The sequence below is a fragment of the Mucilaginibacter ginsenosidivorax genome, from assembly GCF_007971525.1.
GTDB lineage: Bacteria > Bacteroidota > Bacteroidia > Sphingobacteriales > Sphingobacteriaceae > Mucilaginibacter > Mucilaginibacter ginsenosidivorax.
On the sequence record NZ_CP042437.1, the window covers coordinates 3,018,217 to 3,037,685 of the forward strand.

16 protein-coding genes and 1 tRNA gene are annotated in these 19,469 nt (G+C 43.8%); 8 read left to right on the top strand and 9 right to left on the bottom strand.

What is annotated here, in order from left to right:
- Window positions 1-86: 86 nt before the first annotated feature.
- Window positions 87-2,669 (bottom strand): OstA-like protein, encoded by a 2,583-nt coding sequence (locus FSB76_RS12555; RefSeq protein ID WP_225976494.1) that lies wholly within the window; start codon window positions 2,667-2,669, stop codon window positions 87-89.
- Window positions 2,670-2,720: 51 nt separating this feature from the next.
- On the opposite strand from FSB76_RS12555, the gene tilS reads away from it, so the two are divergent.
- Window positions 2,721-4,058, top strand: coding sequence for a tRNA lysidine(34) synthetase TilS (tilS, locus tag FSB76_RS12560; protein WP_147053910.1), 1,338 nt, complete (start codon window positions 2,721-2,723; stop codon window positions 4,056-4,058).
- Entirely contained in the window at window positions 4,055-4,537 is a 483-nt protein-coding gene (locus FSB76_RS12565; RefSeq protein ID WP_090651482.1) for a hypothetical protein, read from the top strand. Before tilS ends, FSB76_RS12565 begins: the two co-directional genes overlap by 4 nt.
- Window positions 4,538-4,637: 100 nt before the next feature.
- On the opposite strand, the gene FSB76_RS12570 is transcribed toward FSB76_RS12565, so the two are convergent.
- A complete protein-coding gene (locus FSB76_RS12570; RefSeq protein WP_147053911.1) occupies window positions 4,638-5,327 on the bottom strand; it encodes a CPBP family intramembrane glutamic endopeptidase in 690 nt (229 codons plus the stop codon).
- Window positions 5,328-5,517: 190 nt separating this feature from the next.
- Window positions 5,518-6,402: a LysR substrate-binding domain-containing protein gene (locus FSB76_RS12575; protein WP_147053912.1), complete on the bottom strand. Its 885-nt coding sequence runs from the start codon at window positions 6,400-6,402 to the stop codon at window positions 5,518-5,520.
- A 143-nt stretch (window positions 6,403-6,545) separates the two neighbouring features.
- Between FSB76_RS12575 and FSB76_RS12580 the strand changes: the two genes are divergently transcribed.
- On the top strand, window positions 6,546-7,784 hold the full coding sequence (locus tag FSB76_RS12580; RefSeq protein WP_192910148.1) for an MFS transporter: 1,239 nt from the start codon (window positions 6,546-6,548) through the stop codon (window positions 7,782-7,784).
- Here the strand turns inward: FSB76_RS12580 and FSB76_RS12585 are convergent.
- Window positions 7,768-8,265: an STM3941 family protein gene (locus tag FSB76_RS12585; protein ID WP_147053913.1), complete on the bottom strand. Its 498-nt coding sequence runs from the start codon at window positions 8,263-8,265 to the stop codon at window positions 7,768-7,770. The two genes, FSB76_RS12580 and FSB76_RS12585, sit on opposite strands and share 17 nt — an antisense overlap.
- Window positions 8,266-8,358: 93 nt before the next feature.
- The gene (locus FSB76_RS12590) at window positions 8,359-9,321 is read right to left on the bottom strand and encodes an isopenicillin N synthase family dioxygenase (RefSeq protein WP_147053914.1); all 963 of its coding nucleotides are present in this window, start codon (window positions 9,319-9,321) and stop codon (window positions 8,359-8,361) included.
- Between the two features lie 12 nt (window positions 9,322-9,333).
- Here FSB76_RS12590 and FSB76_RS32120 point away from each other — a divergent pair, with 12 nt between their 5' ends.
- The 3 genes from FSB76_RS32120 (at window position 9,334) to FSB76_RS12605 (ending at window position 11,945) form a co-directional block, all read left to right on the top strand.
- Entirely contained in the window at window positions 9,334-9,507 is a 174-nt protein-coding gene (locus FSB76_RS32120) for a hypothetical protein (protein WP_158642892.1), read from the top strand.
- Between the two features lie 20 nt (window positions 9,508-9,527).
- Entirely contained in the window at window positions 9,528-11,402 is a 1,875-nt protein-coding gene (locus FSB76_RS32125) for a DUF6600 domain-containing protein (protein ID WP_158642893.1), read from the top strand.
- A 93-nt stretch (window positions 11,403-11,495) separates the two neighbouring features.
- Window positions 11,496-11,945, top strand: coding sequence for a thioredoxin family protein (locus FSB76_RS12605; RefSeq protein ID WP_147053916.1), 450 nt, complete (start codon window positions 11,496-11,498; stop codon window positions 11,943-11,945).
- A 66-nt stretch (window positions 11,946-12,011) separates the two neighbouring features.
- Here FSB76_RS12605 and FSB76_RS12610 read toward each other — a convergent pair whose 3' ends face one another.
- Together FSB76_RS12610 and FSB76_RS12615 are read right to left on the bottom strand one after the other, a co-directional pair.
- Window positions 12,012-12,893, bottom strand: a complete 882-nt coding sequence (locus FSB76_RS12610; RefSeq protein WP_147053917.1) for a ferritin-like domain-containing protein — start codon at window positions 12,891-12,893, stop codon at window positions 12,012-12,014.
- A gap of 13 nt (window positions 12,894-12,906) precedes the next feature.
- On the bottom strand, window positions 12,907-13,605 hold the full coding sequence (locus FSB76_RS12615; RefSeq protein WP_147053918.1) for a ferritin-like domain-containing protein: 699 nt from the start codon (window positions 13,603-13,605) through the stop codon (window positions 12,907-12,909).
- Window positions 13,606-14,140: 535 nt separating this feature from the next.
- Between FSB76_RS12615 and FSB76_RS12620 the strand changes: the two genes are divergently transcribed.
- Window positions 14,141-14,464, top strand: a complete 324-nt coding sequence (locus FSB76_RS12620; protein ID WP_147053919.1) for a hypothetical protein — start codon at window positions 14,141-14,143, stop codon at window positions 14,462-14,464.
- A gap of 139 nt (window positions 14,465-14,603) precedes the next feature.
- Window positions 14,604-14,678 (top strand) — tRNA-Val (locus FSB76_RS12625).
- Window positions 14,679-15,108: 430 nt separating this feature from the next.
- Here FSB76_RS12625 and FSB76_RS12630 read toward each other — a convergent pair.
- Both FSB76_RS12630 and FSB76_RS12635 read right to left on the bottom strand, forming a co-directional pair.
- The gene (locus FSB76_RS12630) at window positions 15,109-16,707 is read right to left on the bottom strand and encodes a GxGYxYP domain-containing protein (RefSeq protein ID WP_147053920.1); all 1,599 of its coding nucleotides are present in this window, start codon (window positions 16,705-16,707) and stop codon (window positions 15,109-15,111) included.
- Window positions 16,708-16,732: 25 nt separating this feature from the next.
- Window positions 16,733-19,198, bottom strand: a complete 2,466-nt coding sequence (locus FSB76_RS12635) for a glutaminase family protein (RefSeq protein ID WP_147053921.1) — start codon at window positions 19,196-19,198, stop codon at window positions 16,733-16,735.
- Window positions 19,199-19,469: the final 271 nt, after the last annotated feature.

The following is a 19,469-nucleotide window of genomic DNA, read 5'->3' on the forward strand; positions in this document are numbered from 1 at the left end:
AAAGTTTTAAAAAACTTAGTAGGGCTTTCCTGGCGTGTTATTTCGCTTTGAATTTCGTCGTCCGGCATAACAATATTGTTATCCCACTAATTTGCTACCGGCTTCTTAACAGCACTTTTAACCGAATCCTTACCCGTCTTCAGCGGCACAGCAGGTTTATTTACCGCCGGAATTTTAACCGAATCCTTAGCTGCATTAATGCCTTTTACCCCGGAAGTATCCGTCTTTAGCAAGCTATCCTTCCCCGTTGTCAATTGCTTTTTTAAGCTATCTGCAGGCGCGCCTTTAACCGGTGCCGCTCCTTTTACATTAGTCGGCTTGCCTTTTGTATTTGCCTTGCTTCCGGCCGCCTTCGCCGCTGTTTTACGGCGAGATGGAATGATGGATTCCTTAGATACCGGCCTGTCCTTCGGTTTCCAGATAAAACCTTTCAGTATCTTATCATCATCAACCACCTTTTTTAGCGGCAGGTACTTGTTCTCGGGCTTGGTAAGCAGGCGAATATTAGTAAGCTTGCTGTTTTTGAATGAAATCACCATCCGGCTGCTTAATGATCGCTCAATGCCCTCAACCACGTTGGTGGCGCTATCCCGCTTAAAGTAAATGCTCTCGGCATTGCCCACCGTATATAGCCTGTCCAGCTTATCATTTTTAAAGAAACCACGCATTTTTTTGCCGCCCATCTGGTTAAAATGTAACGAATCGTCTTTCTCCAGGTTTACCACAAATGCCGAAGGGAACAGTTCCATATTATCCATCTTTTTGTTTCGCATCTGCACGTAAATGGTATCACCAGACAGCTGCGAACCTTGCGTCCAAAACATAGGCTGTACATAACAACGAATGGTTGAATCGGCATTGCTATAAAAAATCGAATCGGCCTTGCCCTGTAAATCCGATTTAAACAATTTGGCGTGGTGGTGAGCTATAACCATCCTCACCCGGGCTGTATCTTTCAAATTAATTTCGCGCTGGGCAAATACCGGATCCCGCTTCAATTCCTCCCTGCGCACGCTGTCCTGCCTCGCCTTGCGGATAGCCGATAGCTTATCTTTTTTTATCTGTGCCGAATCGACCTTTATTTTAGGGTGGCCGAAGAAGTCGCTGTGACGATAGGTAGTATCGCGCGGAATGGATAGCCGGCGGGCAACCAGTTTCTTATCATTTTTTTTATTTTCAATGATCTGTTTACGGGCAGCAGCCGATGTATCCCGAACGTAGGAATAAGCCAGGCGTTGTTTTTCCTGGTACAGCTTCAGGTCTTTATAGGTAAATATTTTTGTTTCCAGCGTATCGGCAGTCATGAAAACCGAATCTACCTTCACCTTACCAGCTTTTGCGGTGTCTTTAGGCAACGGTAAGCCCTTTACGGCTTTACCGCCTGGTTTAATGGCAGCAGCTACCTGCGCCAGGTTGTTCAGCTGTTTTTGGGCATCGCCCGGGTTGATATTTTTGACCTGTGCAGAGGCTTTCTTTATCGCCGAATCTATTTTAACCGAATCTTTTTTTGTGAGGTTTGGTTTTATTTGGGATGCCGTGTTTATTAGGTTGCCAATGTTTTTTATCTGGCCTGGCGTAACTGTTTTATTGGGCACCGCCATTTTGCGTACGGCGGAATCTAACCGGGCCGAATCCTTTTTTGAAACCAGGCCATTGGGTTTAATACTGCCGGCCAGGTTTTCCATGTTGGTTATTTTCATGGTGTTTGGCGGGGCCTTCATCACCCTGCCTTTGCTTTTGGCAACAGGTGCCGGCGGCGGCACCGAGTCTGTTTTGGTGGTGTCCTTTTGTTCGGTAACCAAAACCATGTAAGCATTTTGGGTAACAATGGTACGTTCATCGGCCTTAAAATAGGTAGCCAAATCGCCCTTCATGGTTATTTTTTGTTCCCTATCGGTAAAGGTGATGTTTTTAACCGCGCGGCCATATCCTTTTAGCTTATCATAAAACAAGCTATCGCCTTTTAATGATTTGGTGCCCTGTTTATAATGGTTTTTTTTACCGAAAAAGGCTTGCTCGGTAACAGTATTATACAAGCCGTTTTCGGTGTACAAAGTATCTTTATCTTTTTTACCGTAAATATTGGTTGGCCCGTAAAAAAAAGCTGTACGGGTGCCCGTATTATATTTCATGGTATCGGTTTTAATAACGGCATCAACCGTAGTTAAAACCACATCATACCTGAAGTACGAATCGCGCGAGAGCGCAAAGTAATAACCGTTTTTACTGGTAAGTACATTATCCTTATTAATCAGCTTACCGCCATTGGTATAAGTGCCAATGCGGGTTGCCGTGTTATAGGTCAGGTAATTGGTAGTAAGTGTAGCGTCCTTGTCAACCATTTTAACATTGTCGGTCAGGATAGCCATTTTGGTATTGCCGTTGTAGTTCAGCTTATCTGAAAAGATATTCAGGGTATCGCCTTGGTTTATGTTAACATTATTAAAGGCATCAAAGGCATTGTCCTGCGGATAAAAATAGGCGCTATCTGATTTTAAGATGGAATAATCCTGTTTAAAAACCCCTTTATAAACCCTGATAACATCCCGGCCATTTATTTTTCCAAATGTGCTGCTTTCTGATTGTATCAGGTTTACAATTGATTTTTTTTGGCCCATAACGGTAGCCGCCATCATCAATAACAAAAAGCTTAAAACGTATTTTCTCACTGGGGCAAAATTAGTTTTTTGTTGGGGTTATTAAATTAATAATTTTGATGAATGCTACCAGTTGCCCGGTTTGTTAATTTTATTGAACAAAATGCCTTGTTTGCGCCCGGCACTAAGGTTTTGGCTGCTGTAAGCGGTGGCACCGATTCTGTTTTAATGAGCCACCTGTTAAAGGCCGCCGGCATAAATTTCGGCATAGCCCATTGTAATTTCCAGTTACGTGGCGATGAAGCCCTGCGCGACCAGGAGTTTTGCAATAACCTGGCACTAAAATTAAGGGTACCATTTCATACCATCAATTTTGATACCACGGCCTATGCAACGGCTAACAAAATATCTATCCAGATGGCTGCCCGCGATTTGCGCTACCAATGGTTTGATACCTTAAGCCGGCAGCATGATTACCAGTCCATTGCGTTGGCACATCACCAAAACGATACTATCGAAACTATATTGTTAAACCTTACCCGCGGCACCGGCATTGCCGGCCTGCATGGCATACTGCCCAAAAACGGCATGCTGGCACGCCCGCTGTTGTTTTTAACCCGCGATGAAATAAATAAAACAGTAAGCGATGATAAGCTTGATTTTGTTGAAGACAGCTCAAACGCATCAGCAAAATATGCCCGTAACAAAATCAGGATCGAGGTGATACCCCGGTTAAAAGAACTTAACCCATCGCTCGAAAAAACGTTTGAAAATAACCTGAAACATTTTCGCGATCTGGAGCTGCTATTGGAAAACCAGGTGGCAGAGCTAAAAGAAACTATCCTACGACAAGGCGTCGATGAAACATTTTTACTGATCGCCGACGTTAAAAAATTAAACCCCGCCCGTTTACTGCTGTTTAAGTTATTACAGCAATACGGATTTAACGAAACTACCGTTGATGATGTGCTGTCGGTTTTGGATAAGCACTCAGGCCGGGTATTTGAATCAGCAGGATATTTGCTGGTGCTTGACCGCGACCGGCTCATCATAAAGCAAAAGAAAGCCGATGGGCCGGAGGAGGCAATTATCGGCATAAATGATCATGAAGTTCATTTTGACGCATACAAGCTAAATTTATTGCATGACGACAGCCCGCTGATTGTAAAGGATAATGCTATGGCTACATCGGTTGATGCTGCCTTGCTTATCTTCCCGCTTACGATACGTAACTGGCACGAGGGTGATTATTTTTTCCCGATGGGGATGAAAGGCCGTAAAAAGCTGAGCGATTATTTCATTAACCAGAAACTATCACTACATCAAAAGCAGGAAGTCCCCCTGTTGGTAAACGGCAATGGCGACATTATTTGGGTGGGTGGTTACCGCTTGGATGAAAGGTATAAAGTAAACAATAACACTAAAAAAGTTACTATCTTCGAATTGTACAAACTATCATGAACGAGAAAACTGTATTTGTAGAAAAGCAATACCTGGGCAGGGAGTTTATCCCCATTACCATACGCCTTGTTTTGGCCATGTTTTGCTTTGCCGCATACTTTTTTACCGACGAAAGCGAACATAACGGCAACCTGCTGGTGCTGGTTGGTTTCGCCATTATTATCATCTCCATTATCATGGGGTTTTTACTCCATTACAGCACAACCGTTGAGAATAAAAGCATCCGGCTGGCCGGTTTATGGACAGCCCGTGTGGTAAAAATTGACCTTAACAGCATTGTAAAAGCCGAAAAGGGCTCATACAGCCGCTACCTGTTTAATAACCCGGTATACAACCTGCACACCAAAGGCACCATTCGCTTTTACGCCGCCGGCAACGATGCGGTCCATTTAACCGATAGAGATGGCATGGTATACATCATAGGATCGCAGCATGTAAATGAATTTTTGCGGGCGATAAGGGAAGAGATGAAAAAATAGGCGCACTTATTGGCGCGGATTTTAGTCACACGAATTGGCACGGATTTTTTCGAATTTCACGAATTTCTTAAGGCGAGCTAAGGATTGTTTAGCGCCTATGTTAATGTTTGATAAGATCGGGCGTAAACATGGCGTTCAAATCTATCAGCAAATGGCATATTATAAGAATGTTGATATTGCGGTATCTGTAATAGTGATAGCCAAAAACCAAGCCTATAAATAAGGGCACCAATACATTTATTGCAGTGCCATACCCCCAATGCCCTAATGCAAATATTACCGACGATATTATTACCGGCCAGTGGCCGCTTTTAAAAAACAGTTTTAACCGGGGTATCATATAGCCCCGGAATATCAATTCTTCTAAAACGCCCGCGGTAATAATGCCCAACAACTTTACCGGGGTGCTCATGTTTCGCATTAATGTAATAGTCGGGCTAAATTTTAACAGGTCGAGCCGTTTCAGCGTGAGGCCTATAATACCCGATCCAAATACGATGATTAGTAGTATTACAATTACCGATAGTATGTAATAACCGACCGAATAGGGTTCATCGTCCCATAACAGGAGCCGTTGCCGCTCGGCTTTGCTAACGTATACCAGGATAATTACAAAACACAGCCAAAAAAATAAGCGTGATATAATAAACCTGGTATCTAACGACAGGCCAGGGCCGGCTAAAATTGAAAAAACTTTTGACCCTACCGAAAAGCACAGGAATAAAACAGCTGTTAATATAAGACCATAAATTATGGTAAAACGCGGATTCTTCGTGGCGAGCTGTGTCATCGGGGCGTTAGGCTTGTTTTATCAATTATACTAAAAATAATTGATAATTGGGGGCAGGCAGGGGCTTAAGATGAGGGCAACCGCATTTAAATTGGGTTAACATAACTTAACACATTTCAGGAATTTAATTTGTAATTTTTTGATAATGAATAATTTACATTTAACATGGTTAACATCAATCGATGTATAATTACTCCTCATTCCCCATAACCTCCACCAGTTGCTCAATAAACAGGATGGCGGCTTTTTTGCGGTAAACGCCTTTTTGCCACAGGATGTATGATTGTCTTTTGATGCCTTTGGCGATAATGGGCACTGCGGCCACTTTATGCCAGCCTATTAAAGCTTTTTCGTTAAGTACGGTTGCCCAGTGGCCGTCCTGTATCAGCGATAACAGCGAGTGCACATCGTTCAGCTCGATCCTGATATTAGGTACTATCTTGTTTTTATAAAACAGGGCGTTGATAAAGTCGCGCGAGCTAAAGCCTTTGCCGGGTAATATCAGTTCCTGCCGGGCAAGTTCTTCCAGGCTTATTTGTTCCAGCTTAGCCAGCGGGTTGTTTTTGGCAACCACCATCACAATACTGCTGCTAAAAAGCACCTGCATCTCCAGGTCTTCATCGTCGGATTGATTGTGGAACGCCAGGATCATATCCAGCTCGGCCAGCCGCAGCTTTTTTTCCAGCTCTTCGGGGCTGCCGTAGGTAATAAATATTTTGATACCGGGATATTTATTGGAGAATGGGGCCAGCGCCGGCAACAGTAACGATGTAAACGCGTACGAAACGCCCAGGTTAAGTTCGCCGGTGGCGGCGTTATTGAGCTCGGTAATGGCCTGCTTGCCGTTTTGTACCTCGTTTAATATTTTGCGGGCATGAGTTAAAAATATGTGCCCGGCTTCGGTAATGCGTACATGGCGGCCAATCCTGTCAAACAGCAGCATACCCAACTCATCTTCCAGCTGCTTTATTTGTTGCGATAGCGTGCTTTGGGTGATAAATACCGCGGCAGCGGCTTCGGTGAAGTTCATTGTCTCGGCCGCTTTAACAAAATACTGCAATTGTCTTATTTCCATAATCAATCGTTTTTATCTATCAAATCTATTAAAACAATCTATTTTACAAATATATCATTAAGGCTGATATTTGCATCAGAAACAATTTCAATAGTCTTACATTAAGATCTCCCCTGAATTTGCTTTGTTTTATAATTGAATAAATGAACATTTTCCGCTCCTTAAAATACCGTAATTTCAAGCTGTTTTTTTACGGTCAATCTGTATCCCTCATTGGTACCTGGATGCAAAAAACAGCTGTTAGCTGGCTGGTTTACAGGCTCACCGGGTCGGCACTATTGCTTGGTATAGTTAGTTTTGTAAGCCTTATCCCTTCATTGATCCTGGCGCCTTATGCAGGCAGTATTGTAGATAGGCATAACCGTTACCGCATATTGGTTATTACGCAGGTAGTATCCATGTTGCAGGCGGGCGCACTGGCGTTTTTAATATTGTTTAAGTTTTATAATATCCCGGCTATCATCGGCCTAAGCCTGGTGCAGGGTGTTATTAATGCCTTTGATGTTACTTGCCGCCAGTCTATCATGGTGGAGATGGTTGACAATAAGGCCGACCTGCCCAACGCCATCGCCCTTAACTCCACCATGACCAACTTTGCCCGTATAGCAGGGCCGGCCGTGGCAGGTATCATTTTAAGCACCTTTGGCGAAGATGTTTGTTTCTTCGGCAACTTTTTAAGCTACATACCTGTGCTGGCCTGTTTGTTTATGATGAAACTGAACACTGCTGTTATTGGCAAACCACAAAAAGGCATCTGGCAGGAGCTGCAGGATGGGTTCAAATACGTATCCGGCGACCGCGACCTGAGCAGCCTGATATTGATGCTTACCGTAAGCAGCCTGTTTGTGATACCGTTTAATACCCTGATGCCTATTTTTGCTAAAGACATTTTTAACGGCGATGCTAAAACGTTTAGCTGGTTTGAGAGCGCCGCGGGCATTGGGTCGGTTATCAGCGCTGTTTACCTGGCCAATTTAAAAACAGATAAAAACCTGGTCAGGATAATTATAGTAGCCGGCCTTATTTTTGGCGCAAGCGTGCTTATGGTGGCCTATGCAGGCAAATTGCCCTTTGCGCTAATATTTATGAGTTTTACCGGCTTGGGGATGATGGCACAAACATCGGCCATTAATACTTATATCCAAACACACGCTATACCAGCCATGCGTGCCAGGGCCATCAGCTACTATGTAATGGCCTACCAGGGAATGATACCCGTGGGCAGCCTGATGGTAGGCTGGCTGGCCAATGAACTTGGCCCAAGGCAAGCCGTTTTTATTGAAGGCGCAATTGGCCTGTTGGCAACCGGTGTTTTTGTTTTGTATAAAAGAAGGCAGGGCATTGAAGGGAATATTGGCGGAAAGGCTATGCTGGCGAAGTAAAAGCATTTACTGCAGATTGCCTTTTTATCAATAACAGCAACAGGCTACCTGGATCAATTTTTAGAATTACGCAGTTGATGGAAATGGGTGTTCCATATCGGCTCTGGCTCATTCGCATCAACTTTTGTTTCCACCGGCTTTGTTTACTTATCACTTCTTCGGCATTGTTTATGAACACTTGTATCAGTTTGCTGTGCTCAGTTTCAATCGACCTAACGCTGGTCACGTTTTCCCATGGGATGAATTGCGGCTTGCCGAAACCTGAAGCATTAAGGATGCCATGATCGTTAATTATTAGCCCTGGGTATTTATCAATCAACTTTTTAAGGCCCATTATTATAGCTAATCCAAAAAACAGCAAACCCATTATTGAAACTACCTTCAAAACGAAAGGGGGCCAATCTGTTTGAGTATCGGCAATAGAATAAATCCATATTGATCCCAAGACAAAGGCAAGTGATCCCAAAATACCAAATAACAACTTGGTTTTGTTTATTTTGATTTCTATGGGAAGGTTAGGCTCTTTCATCTTTTAATTATAAGCCCCCTCCAAGCCGGAAAGGGCCCTGATATTTTACATCTTCAAACCAATCTCTCTCAATCGCTCGTCCAGGTATTCGCCGGCGGTGATATCGGTATATAGTTTGGGGTGATCGGCGTCAATACATGATTCCAGGCTGGTTAAATCCATACCCGATTTTGGGTGCAGGAAAAAGGGTACCGAAAACCGGGAATACTTCATCAGTTCGCGCGGCGGGTTTACTACCCTATGCGTGGTCGATTTTAATTTGTTATTGGTTAGGCGCTGCAGCATATCGCCTACGTTTACCACCAAATCCTCGCCATGAGCCTTAACCGGGAACCAGGCACCTTCGCGGGTAAGCAGTTCAAGGCCATCGGCACTGGCGCCTATTAAAAGCGTAATCAGGTTAATATCTTCATGAGCCCCGGCGCGTACCGCGTCGTCAGGAACAGAATCGGGGTCAGTTATCGGGAAATAATGCAGGGTACGCAATATCGAGTTGCCGTTGTGTACTTTATCGTCAAAATAATTTTCGGGCAGGTTTAAATACACCGCAATAGCCTGCAGCAGGTGTTTGCCGGCATCTTCCAGCTTTTTATATACCTCCAGGGTAGTAACGTTAAATGAGGGCAGCTCGTCAACCGCTACGTTGTCCGGGTAAATATCTTTAATGGGGTCGCCGTCTGTTACGGTTTGGCCTATCTGCCAAAACTCCTTTAAATCGGGAGTTTTAAAGCCTTTAGCGGTTTCTTTACCTTTGCCGGTATAGCCGCGCTGGCCTGCCAGTCCGGGTATCTCATATTTTTGTTTTACATCATCGGGTAGCGCAAAAAGGGCTTTAACCTGGGTATAAAGCTCATCTATCAATTGCTTGCTCAGGCCATGGTTGGTAATGGTAACAAAGCCTGTTTGATTAAAGGCCGCACCAATACTGTCCGAAAATTGCTTGCGGTCGGCAGCCGTGCCGTTTATATAATCGTTAAGATCAAGTCGTGGAATGTTTACTGTACTCATAGCTGTAGCATAATGATAATAAAAGGTAAAACTATTTATTTTTTAAGAGAGCGTTTGCAAAGTGTTGATAAAAAGTTGTTTGCTGCTGGTGGCTATGCCAAACAATGTAAACTGCTTAAAACAATTTTTAATTTAAACGTTTTATATTCTGCATTGTCATACATATGTGCATCAATTATAAATTGACTATCAAAAACCTGATGAAAATGAAATATATCAATAAAATATGCGGTATAAGCTTAATAGCATTTTTGATAATGCTTGCCGCACCAAATATAAGCAAGGCCCAGGAGGGGGGCTATGTATCTGACCAGGAATTTTACGACAACCTTGACCCCTACGGAACCTGGGTTGATGACCCGCAATATGGCAACGTATGGGTACCTGATGCCGAAGACGGTTTTAGACCCTATGCAACACGCGGGCACTGGGTGGTTACCGATTATGGAAATACATGGGTATCTGATTATCCATGGGGCTGGGCAACGTTTCACTACGGGCGCTGGCGCTATGATGATTATTATGGCTGGGAATGGATTCCGGGCCACGAATGGGCACCGGCATGGGTAAGCTGGCGCAGGGGCGGCGGCTATTACGGCTGGGCACCGCTAACTCCGGGTATCAGCATAAGTATATCATTTGGCAGCAGCTACCGCGTACCCGATTCTTATTGGGTGTGCGCGCCGCAAAACTATATTAACAGCCCCAATATTTACAATTATTATGCCCCTCACGCCCGGGTGGTAAATATTATAAACCAGACTACGGTTATTAACAATACCTACGTATATAACAACCGCACCTATGTAACCGGCCCAAGGGTTACCGAAATAAGACGTGTTACCCACAATAACAATGTGCCGGTATACAGAGTGGGTAACGATAGCCGGCCGAATGGTGGCGGCCGGATTGTAAACAATACCGTTAATATTTACAGGCCGCAGATAAAAAAAGCACCTGACGCCAGGCCGGCGAGGGTTGTAAATGCAGCCGAATACCGCAAAGCCAACCCTGACCAGGGTATAGCCAACCGTGCGGGCGGCAATGCTACGGTAAACCGCAACAACGCTGCAAGATTGGCCCAGGTAGCCAAAAGCAATGATAATAAGTTTGTAAGGGTAAATAACAACCGTGCTGTTGCAACGCCGGGGCAACAACCCAATAACAGGCCTGCGCAGCCAAACACAAGACCAAACGACCAGCAGGTGAAACAACAACAGGCTGCTGAACAGGCGAGGCAACAACGCGGTCAACAACAAAACCAGGCCGCTCAACAACGTGATCAGCGGGTTAAACAACAAGCTGAGCAAGCTAAGCAACAACGCGGTCAGCAACAAAACCAGGCCACTCAGCGAGATCAGCAGGCTAAACAACAACAAGCCGAGCAAGCTAAGCAACAACGGGATCAGCTACAAAACCAGGCCGCTCAGCGAGATCAACAAGCTAAACAACAGCAAGCGGCCGGGCAGGCAAGGCAACAACGCGGCGAGCAACAAAACCAGGCTGCCCAACAGGCAAAACAACAGCAGGCAGAGCAGCAGCAGCAAGGCCAGCAGCAGGCTGTTCAACAGCGCCAACAACAACAGCAGGCAGAGCAGCAGCGCCAGCAGCGCCAGCAGCAACAACAGGCGCAACAGCAACAACGTCAGCAGCAGGCAGAGCAACAGCGCCAGCAGCAACAGCAGGCCCAGCAGCAACAACGTCAGCAGCAGGCAGAGCAGCAGCGCCAGCAGCAACAGCAGGCGCAGCAGCAACAACATCAGCAGCAGGCAGAGCAACAGCGCCAGCAGCAACAACAGGCCCAGCAGCAGCAACGCCAGCAGCAGGCAGAGCAGCAGCGCCAACAGCAACAACAGGCGCAGCAGCAACAACGTCAGCAACAGGCAGAGCAACAGCGCCAGCAGCAACAACAGGCCCAGCAGCAGCAACGCCAGCAACAGGCTGCTCAACAGCGCCAACAACAACAGCAGGCGCAGCAACAGCAGGCGCAACAACAACGCCAGCAACAGGCTGCTCAACAACGTCAACAGCAGCAGCAACAGCGTGAGCAACAACAACGCGAGAGAAAGCCTACCAATTAAACACCGGCTTTAACCATTTTTTAATAGCACATATAAACATCTTTTTAAAGTTTATATGTGCTATTTTTATTGGCGCTATAATTAGTTAACATTATGAAACACGTATACAATCTGCCTCGTTTTATCATATCAATACTCGTGCTTGCTTTTTTAGGGGCCGGGCGTGCCAATGCACAGGATGTGAAAACCGGAGGCCAGATAAATTTTATCGAAAACTCGCTCAGCGAGGCTATTAAACAGGCCGGTGCCAAAAACAAATATATTTTTGTTGATGCCTACGCCAGTTGGTGCGGGCCCTGCAAAATGTTAAAGGCAACCACTTTTAAAAATGGTAAGGTGGCCGAATTCTTCAACAGTAACTTTATAAACGTTGCCATTGATATGGAAAAAGGTGATGGCCCGCAACTTGCTGCTGCCTGGGGTTTGCGTGCCTATCCAACTCTTATTATACTCAACTCAAAAGGCAAGGCCGTTTATGGTACAGTTGGCTTTATAAAGCCCGATGAACTGATTAAATTTGGGGTACAAGGCCTCAATAAATAAACACGCATAAAAAAGCCGGACAAGTACGAAAACTGCCCGGCTTTTTACCACCCTTATTTATCAACTTTATTTTACAATAAACGAGCCCACCAACAGCGCCAGCACCTGGCTCATGCTTAATGGCTCATCAAACGATGCGGTTGCAACCGCTACAGAGGTACTACCACCCGAAGCGTTTTTTAATGAAGTTACATCAACACCACCCTGGGTAACATTTTGTTCGCCATCATAATTACCATCAACCAACGAAACCCCGGTATCGTTCCCCTTTGATGCTGTGCTGGTAATCCACGGCGTAACACCTAAAAGAGAACGTATGGCTGACGCGTGACGTGCTTCAACAGCATGGATAGACAATGCAGAGGTTAAAACTGTTTTGTACAAATCGGCTGTTACTTTTGATTTATTACCCAATATATTTTCGGCCTGGCCTTTGTAAGCGCGAACACCAGTATCCTCAAAAGCAAGTGCTACTTTCAGAAAAAGCGAGGTATAGTTACCAGCGGTAAACAAGCCCTTAAACGGGCCATTGCCCGATCCGTTACCGGCCGTAAAATCTACAGCAGGAGCAGTTGCTGGAGTACCACCTACCGATTTGATGACATTTGTTAAAAACGTTACGTGATTATTTTCATCATCCTGGATGTCTTTAATATAAGCCAGGTCTGCAGCCGGAATCAACCCAGGCGCGGCAACACCTGCATTATAAAAGCCAGACTCCAGGTATTCCAGCGTTAACGCGTAGTTCAAAATGTCGACAACTGATGGTACTGCTGTTTGAGCTACTGCCCTTTTAATCATGGTGCCAAAAGCAAAAGGCACCGCAGCCATAGCTACTTTTGAACCAAAGCTGGTTATGTTTTTGATCGCGGCGCGACGAGGGTTTACCTTATCACTAAAATCCGGATCTATTTTTTCTATTTCTTCTACTATATTGAATAAATTCATGGCGTTTGTGGGATTAAGCTGCTACGTAATTGTAATTTGATGCACTCACTTTTGTTTTGAGGTAAGTATTGGCAATTTTCAATACTTCGGCAATTGATGCCGATTTGTTTAGCCCATTGGCATCAACCTGGTCTGAAGCCGCAAATGAGCCGCGTACCAGTAAATTGCTTATCAATGCAGCGTGCCTTGCCTCTACAGATACAATTTTGCCGGCAAGTGTAAGGTAAGCGCCGCCGCCAATTAAGTAGCCGGCTCCGTCGTAAGCGGTTACACCTGTATCTTCAAAAGCTTTTGCAGCGCCAAGTGTTGCTGCCCTGTCTTTAAAATTGATGCTGCTAAAATCAACCGTTAAAGCTGGGATAGCATTTGCGCCAAGGGCTGCTTTAAAAAACTCGCGATGTAAAATTTCATGGTCGCGTATTGAAGTCAGCAAGGCCAGTTCGTTTGCAGGAATGCCCGAATACGGTGTTAAAACCACCTGGGTGTAAAAGGCTGCTTCCAATTGTTCAAGCGCGTAAGCATAGTTCAGGATAGCTAAATCTCCCGTAGCGCCAATGTCAATTCCTTTGTTGGTTGTGATAATAGGATGGTCTTTGGTACATGAAGCGGTAGCCAGTAAGCCTGCAGCTGCAATACCCACGCCCGCATAACGCAGGAACGACCGCCGGGCGATATTTGCTCCTGATATGCTTTCTTGTGATTCTGTTTTCATAAAAGTAAATGTTTAAAATGATTCGATAAGTTTACAATCCGTTTTATAAGAGGACATACGCTTATAGAAACTCAGTGGATTGTAAAATGTTGATAATAATCTACTCTGAATTAGAGTATTTTACTATTGGTTAAATTGCTGTAAATAAATCGAATCAGATAATGCAGCGGCAATCGGGGATATTTATGCGCTGTGTTAATTGGATAAAAAGTGGTTAATTAAAAAAGGCTAAAAAAACTCTCGCAGTTTTTTTAGCCCTACATCTACCTATGAAAAACAACCCTTTGAGAAGGGTACAATACTGAATTCAAATCCGATGCCAAATATAAAAAGGGCTTAAAACACTTAAATTGCCCCTTTTTGTTTTACAACTTTCACGCTTTGTAGAAATACTTCCCCTAAATATGTAGACATTTTGCTCAATACACTGGCATATAAGCTGATAAATCTCTTTTTACACCATACGATAACGCATGCCATTTAATATAAATGAACATTGCAGAAACCATAAACCTTAATCATTGTTAACCCTTTTATGGACCATAACGTTTATTTATTGGCAACCGACCCTAAGAATCCTTGCCGGGATATTATTCATTCGCGGGATACCCGTTTGAAGGTGAGGGTATTTTGCCTTGATGAAGAAACTTTTAGTCCCGATGACAATGAAATTCAGTTATACGGCTATGCAAACGGTAAACTATATGCGTTTGAAACCATAAATATAGCTGCCGACGACGCACTCGACCTGGTAGATGCCATACAATGGTATGCCGAATACGTTGAAGATCCCGGGATGGAAATATTCCCCGAGGACCCCCGACCGGGGGCAACTTATAGCGATGCAAAGTCGAATTAACAGACCCCGAAAACACAACACCCTATTTTATAGCTTCTTAAAATAAATTGTAAAATATTTTTTGAAGAATAGATCAAAGGTTCTATATTTGCAGACCCAAACGCAAGGGGGTTGGCCGAAAGGTTAACCAAAACAAAAAGGGAGTTTAGCTCAGCTGGTTCAGAGCATCTGCCTTACAAGCAGAGGGTCACTGGTTCGAACCCAGTAACTCCCACTTAAATAAAACCTCTTAGAGATAATCTAAGAGGTTTTTTGTTGCCCCTAATTTTCTTATCCTTTCGAGGTGCGTGCAAATCGCGGATCAAGCAGAATAGTGGATCAGTCCTATTAGGCATTAGAAAAAATTTAACTTTCATCGAGAGACGCCACAACTTTCCGTAAGATTGAAAAATTCAACTGATTTGCCTTCCTTCATATCGCGCAGAAAGCCAATAATAAATAATTTGATCATTGTATTAATGGGACGCGTTTGGTAACCACATTTTGTAACGTTTGCTATTAAAGTTATACCAGCCATTCAGCTCCACTGAGCAGCGATGGTCGCGTTTAAATGCCTTTATACCACCCCGTCCAATTAACGACACTTTTTTTTGATTATGTGATTACCTATTTTTATTCAACGGCGGCACATCGCTAATCAATTTCTACTTTGCGTTAATTGGAATACCCTTTTCTTCGCGAATAAGCTGAAAAAGGTGATCAGGGCGAACTACTACATAATCTTCATTAAGTGAATTCGCCACATTTTTGAAACTTGTTGGCGTTACTCCCTGCCAAGGCTGCGCCTGTATGATCATGAAACGTGGCGAGGTTTTGTCCCAACCGGCGGAAGCCCTGGCTATATGATCTTTCATGGCCTGTTCATTTGTACAGTAGTTACAGGTAAGCGCCATTCCCGGTAGGCTGTCGTTATAAATAGTAAGCCCGCCTCCCGTATTCTGGGCAGTTACGCCAAGCAATGATTTTGCCTGACCGGCATAGACATTCCCGACATTAGGGTTGATACCACCGGTAATCGTATTCCAAATGGTGATTACCCTTAAACCGGCACGGGCGTTATAATCCTCCGTTTTAGCAACAAACTGTTTTAACAAGTTTTCGTCTGTCCACGTATTAGGGTAAGTGTAACCATAGCCTGATGGCCCCGAAATCAGGTTGTCATTGCTGGTGGAACTTTGCCAATAATAGTTGAGTGCACCGGGCATTGCATCCAGCATAGCAGGCGACACTGTCCATCCCATTGGAACAGCACCCCTGTCTGGATTATTCCAAAGCTTGCGCATCAAATGCTCGGTAAATTGTAAATTGTCTCCGTCGCTCAATATGAATGCAACATAAATTTTGTTTTTAAGCGCTGGCCGGGGAGGGATTGGTTTTATTTTTACATTTCTGGAAGTACCACTGTGTACCGTTAGGTTAGCGCACCAATCACTTGCAACAGTTGCAATACCATACTTTGATGCCCTTTGCACCCCCGGCCCTTCCTGTGGCCACCAGCCCATAAAGATTGCCCCGGGAGACATTGATGACAGAAATTTGTTTAGCAATTCACTTTCACCTGCTACCTCAGGATCGAGCCAAATTACTGCAGAGCCCAATGCTACCGCATATTCGCGAAGGGCTGCTTTATGCGCATTAGGGTTTAGTCCTATTAACAAACGATGATCAAGATGTGGCCAATAGGTGTCATATAACGATTGATAAACTTCCAGCTTGCTGCTAAATTTCCCCTGCAAATCAAGCAACACCGGCAAATTATAAGGAGCAGCCGTTAACTTGGCCAGCAACAACGGCGAAGCAATCAGTGCGCCTTTACTTTTTGCAAGTACTGTGGCCAGGTTTATTGTATGTTCCTGCGCGGGATCATAAACAATAACGCCTGAAATTTCGCTCCTGTATTTAGTAATCAGGTCCCATTTGTCTGCCGGTTCAGACCAGCTCAACCCTAAAGACTGCAGCCAGGTATGCGGCCCTTCGGCGAAAGCGTCACCCTCATAGGAAAATATACGCGGCTTAGTCCTGTTTACGATACCCTTTAATGAGGTAAACAGGTACATTTCGGCCGACGAGTAAGGTGAGTTTTCGCGTAGCGTAATAAAATCCTGGACCTTTGCAGGTGCCGGAAAAGACGGAAGCAGCTGATTAGCCGGCCATTTGACCTGCCCTATAGATGGCGTGCTAAACGAATAAAACAATAACAAGCTTACTGCTTTAATTGCAAACATTTTGATAGGTCTTTTCATATGTTAAATATCGCGTTATCGTTAATCATTTTAGTTTATCAGCCAGCATTTTCATATAAAAACCACCAACTACACTGCGGGCTTTAAAATTATCGCGTATGCCTGTATTTGAGTCATAAAAATCGTTTAAAGGCACTCTTGATTCTGTTTCAATTGCATGTTTATAAACCGGATGAATCAATGCCTGGAAGTCGTGCTGGTTTGGTGCAAAGGTTGCAGTCCACAAAATCCAGTCATTTTTAGTATACGATTTCCTACTATCCAACGGAATACCGTATTTGTTTTGCTTGGTTAAATAGTAATTAATTTCGGTATCGTATACCTTTTGCGGGAACAAGTTTAGGTTTAAAACTTTATCCCAAACCAAATTATATTTTTGGCTCCATGTACTTTTGTTATCAAAAGTTAATGCATAATGATCGCCGGCGTCGGCCATTTCCATCCATTTAGGCACCATGCTTACGGCTATGGCCCTGTACTTCCCGGCAGTTTCGGTATAACCCAGCGTTTCTGCCAGCTGTGCATAACAGGCAATACTCACAATGGCTTTTACCGATAAATTAGCGTTTCTGGCCAAATGGCCTGCAAAATCATCGGTACATAACTGCATTTTCGGATCCAATCCTTCTTTTGCCAAATAATCAACCCAGGTGCTAAGGGTTTTCCAATGCAGCTTTGCATAGGTTGCATTACCCTGTGCTTTTGCAATTGCGGCTGTTAAAATAAGCATATTGCCAGATTCCTCAATTGGCATCGGTTCGCCATAAGTTTGGCCGTTTGCTAACGGATAAGTTCCTAAGTCATGCGCAGCCCATGGATGAGGATATTTTCCGCTTTCACTAAAATAAAAAATGCCGTTTAGCATCCCCTGTAACAATTCCGGATTATAAATTAAATATAACGGTGCAGATGGGTACGTTACATCAACAGTATTGATAAAACCGCCGCTATTGTTTTCTTTAGACAACCATAAGATGTCGCCCTGCGGGCTTTTAACCAGTGCATGTGCCGCGATACTTTGCCGATAGCTTAACATACACAAGTGTGCATATTCCACCCCGCCAGATTTTACAGCATCGGCGTAAATTGATTTGTTAAGATCATCGCATTTATCCATCACCTTTTTGTACTGCAAAGCTGCATCAGTCAACTCTCCTTCAATGGTTGCTTTTCCCGAAGAGTTCCACCATGGCCTTAAATTATTTTTAAAGTATTGAATGGAATAAATCTCATCATAACCCAACTCAAGAAATTTTTCGACCGGGGCATTGCCAACTGCGCCGAAAGGTATAATGGTATTTAATGCCAGCATTTTGCCCTGTTTAGCCGTTGATTGATAATTACCTTTTATAAAAGCACCGGCAGCATCTTTTCCTGGCGTAATAAATTGAATAGCATTGCTTATTTGGGGGGCAGCAACATAAAAATACCCCCAATCAATCCGCATATCGTCACTTGCTTTTTTCAAAACCGGTTGTTCAATAGTACCTACCTTTAAAATCGATAATTTACTGGTAGCATATTTTTGGGTGCTTACTTCCTGGGACGGGTTAAAAACGGCAATATTAGATGATGCGCTTAATGAAACCTTAACCTGGTGCATTTTACCATCATTGGCTTTTACCTGGTAGGTAATATAAGATACAGGCCTGGCAAACAATTGCAGGTCGTTCATCAATAGTGGCGAGGTAAAGGTTAATTTCAGGTCTATTTTGCCGCAGGTAAAATCATAAATGGTTTGGGTAGCATTTACATCAACATTTTTTTGCCTGGCTACCTGTATTTTAGCTGTATTATCTTTTTGCCTGTCAACCAATCCAAAATCAAGATACCTGCCACCGGCAGTATTCATTAAGTGTATAGCTATAGTGTTATCGCCTTCTTTAAGTACATTTTTATCATTTAGGGCGATGTATTGAAAATTGCTTGTCCAGCCTTGTTTAGCGTATACCTTTTTCCCGTTAAGAAAAACCTGAATATTATCATCGTGGTTTATCTTTAAAAAAAGTTCATTAATTGCCGCCAGATTAGAAACCTTGAACGACCTTCTTACCCATATTTCGTTTGAGCGCCAAATGGTTTTTACGTTTTTAATATCATCGCCAATTGGCGCCACGCCTGTTTTCCAATCCGAAGCTGCATAATCAGGTAAATTCCAATCATCCCGGGGCTTAGTTTCTGTATATTGTACCTGGTATGTCTTTTCATCTGATGCAGGCAGCACGGTTATATAATTGGGGCTTTCCACGTCCATAAAACGAAAAATATCTCCATCCACACTTATCAGCCCTAAAAGTGACTGCTCTGCACCCGTCCAATGTGTTGTAGATGACTCGTTTAATTTATCGGTATTTGACCAAATGCTAAAATAAGTGTTATGTGTAATCAATGGATAAGATGGCGCCTTTCGGTCCTGTGCTTTGAGCGATATGCAGGCAAAAAGGCATCCTATAAAGCCAAGTATTTTTATTTTATTGATTTCGGTCCTCATTCGATGGTAGGTGTTTGTAAATTTATTATCGTGTATAAATGAATAATTAACCGCTGCGCCAAGTAAGATGTGTATCCCGGGCGATTATAAATGCTTAACAATTAACGGTTATGATTGGGCAATAGAAGTGGCTCCAGGAACTCATTTCGGGTAAATAAATTGTTAACAGCGCCGGAGCCTGATGCAAGCCAAAAGTGTTTTTCAAAGCCAGGTACGGGATTTAGGCGTTATGACAAATGCAATTTTACCCCGTGGCAAAATTGCATTTACC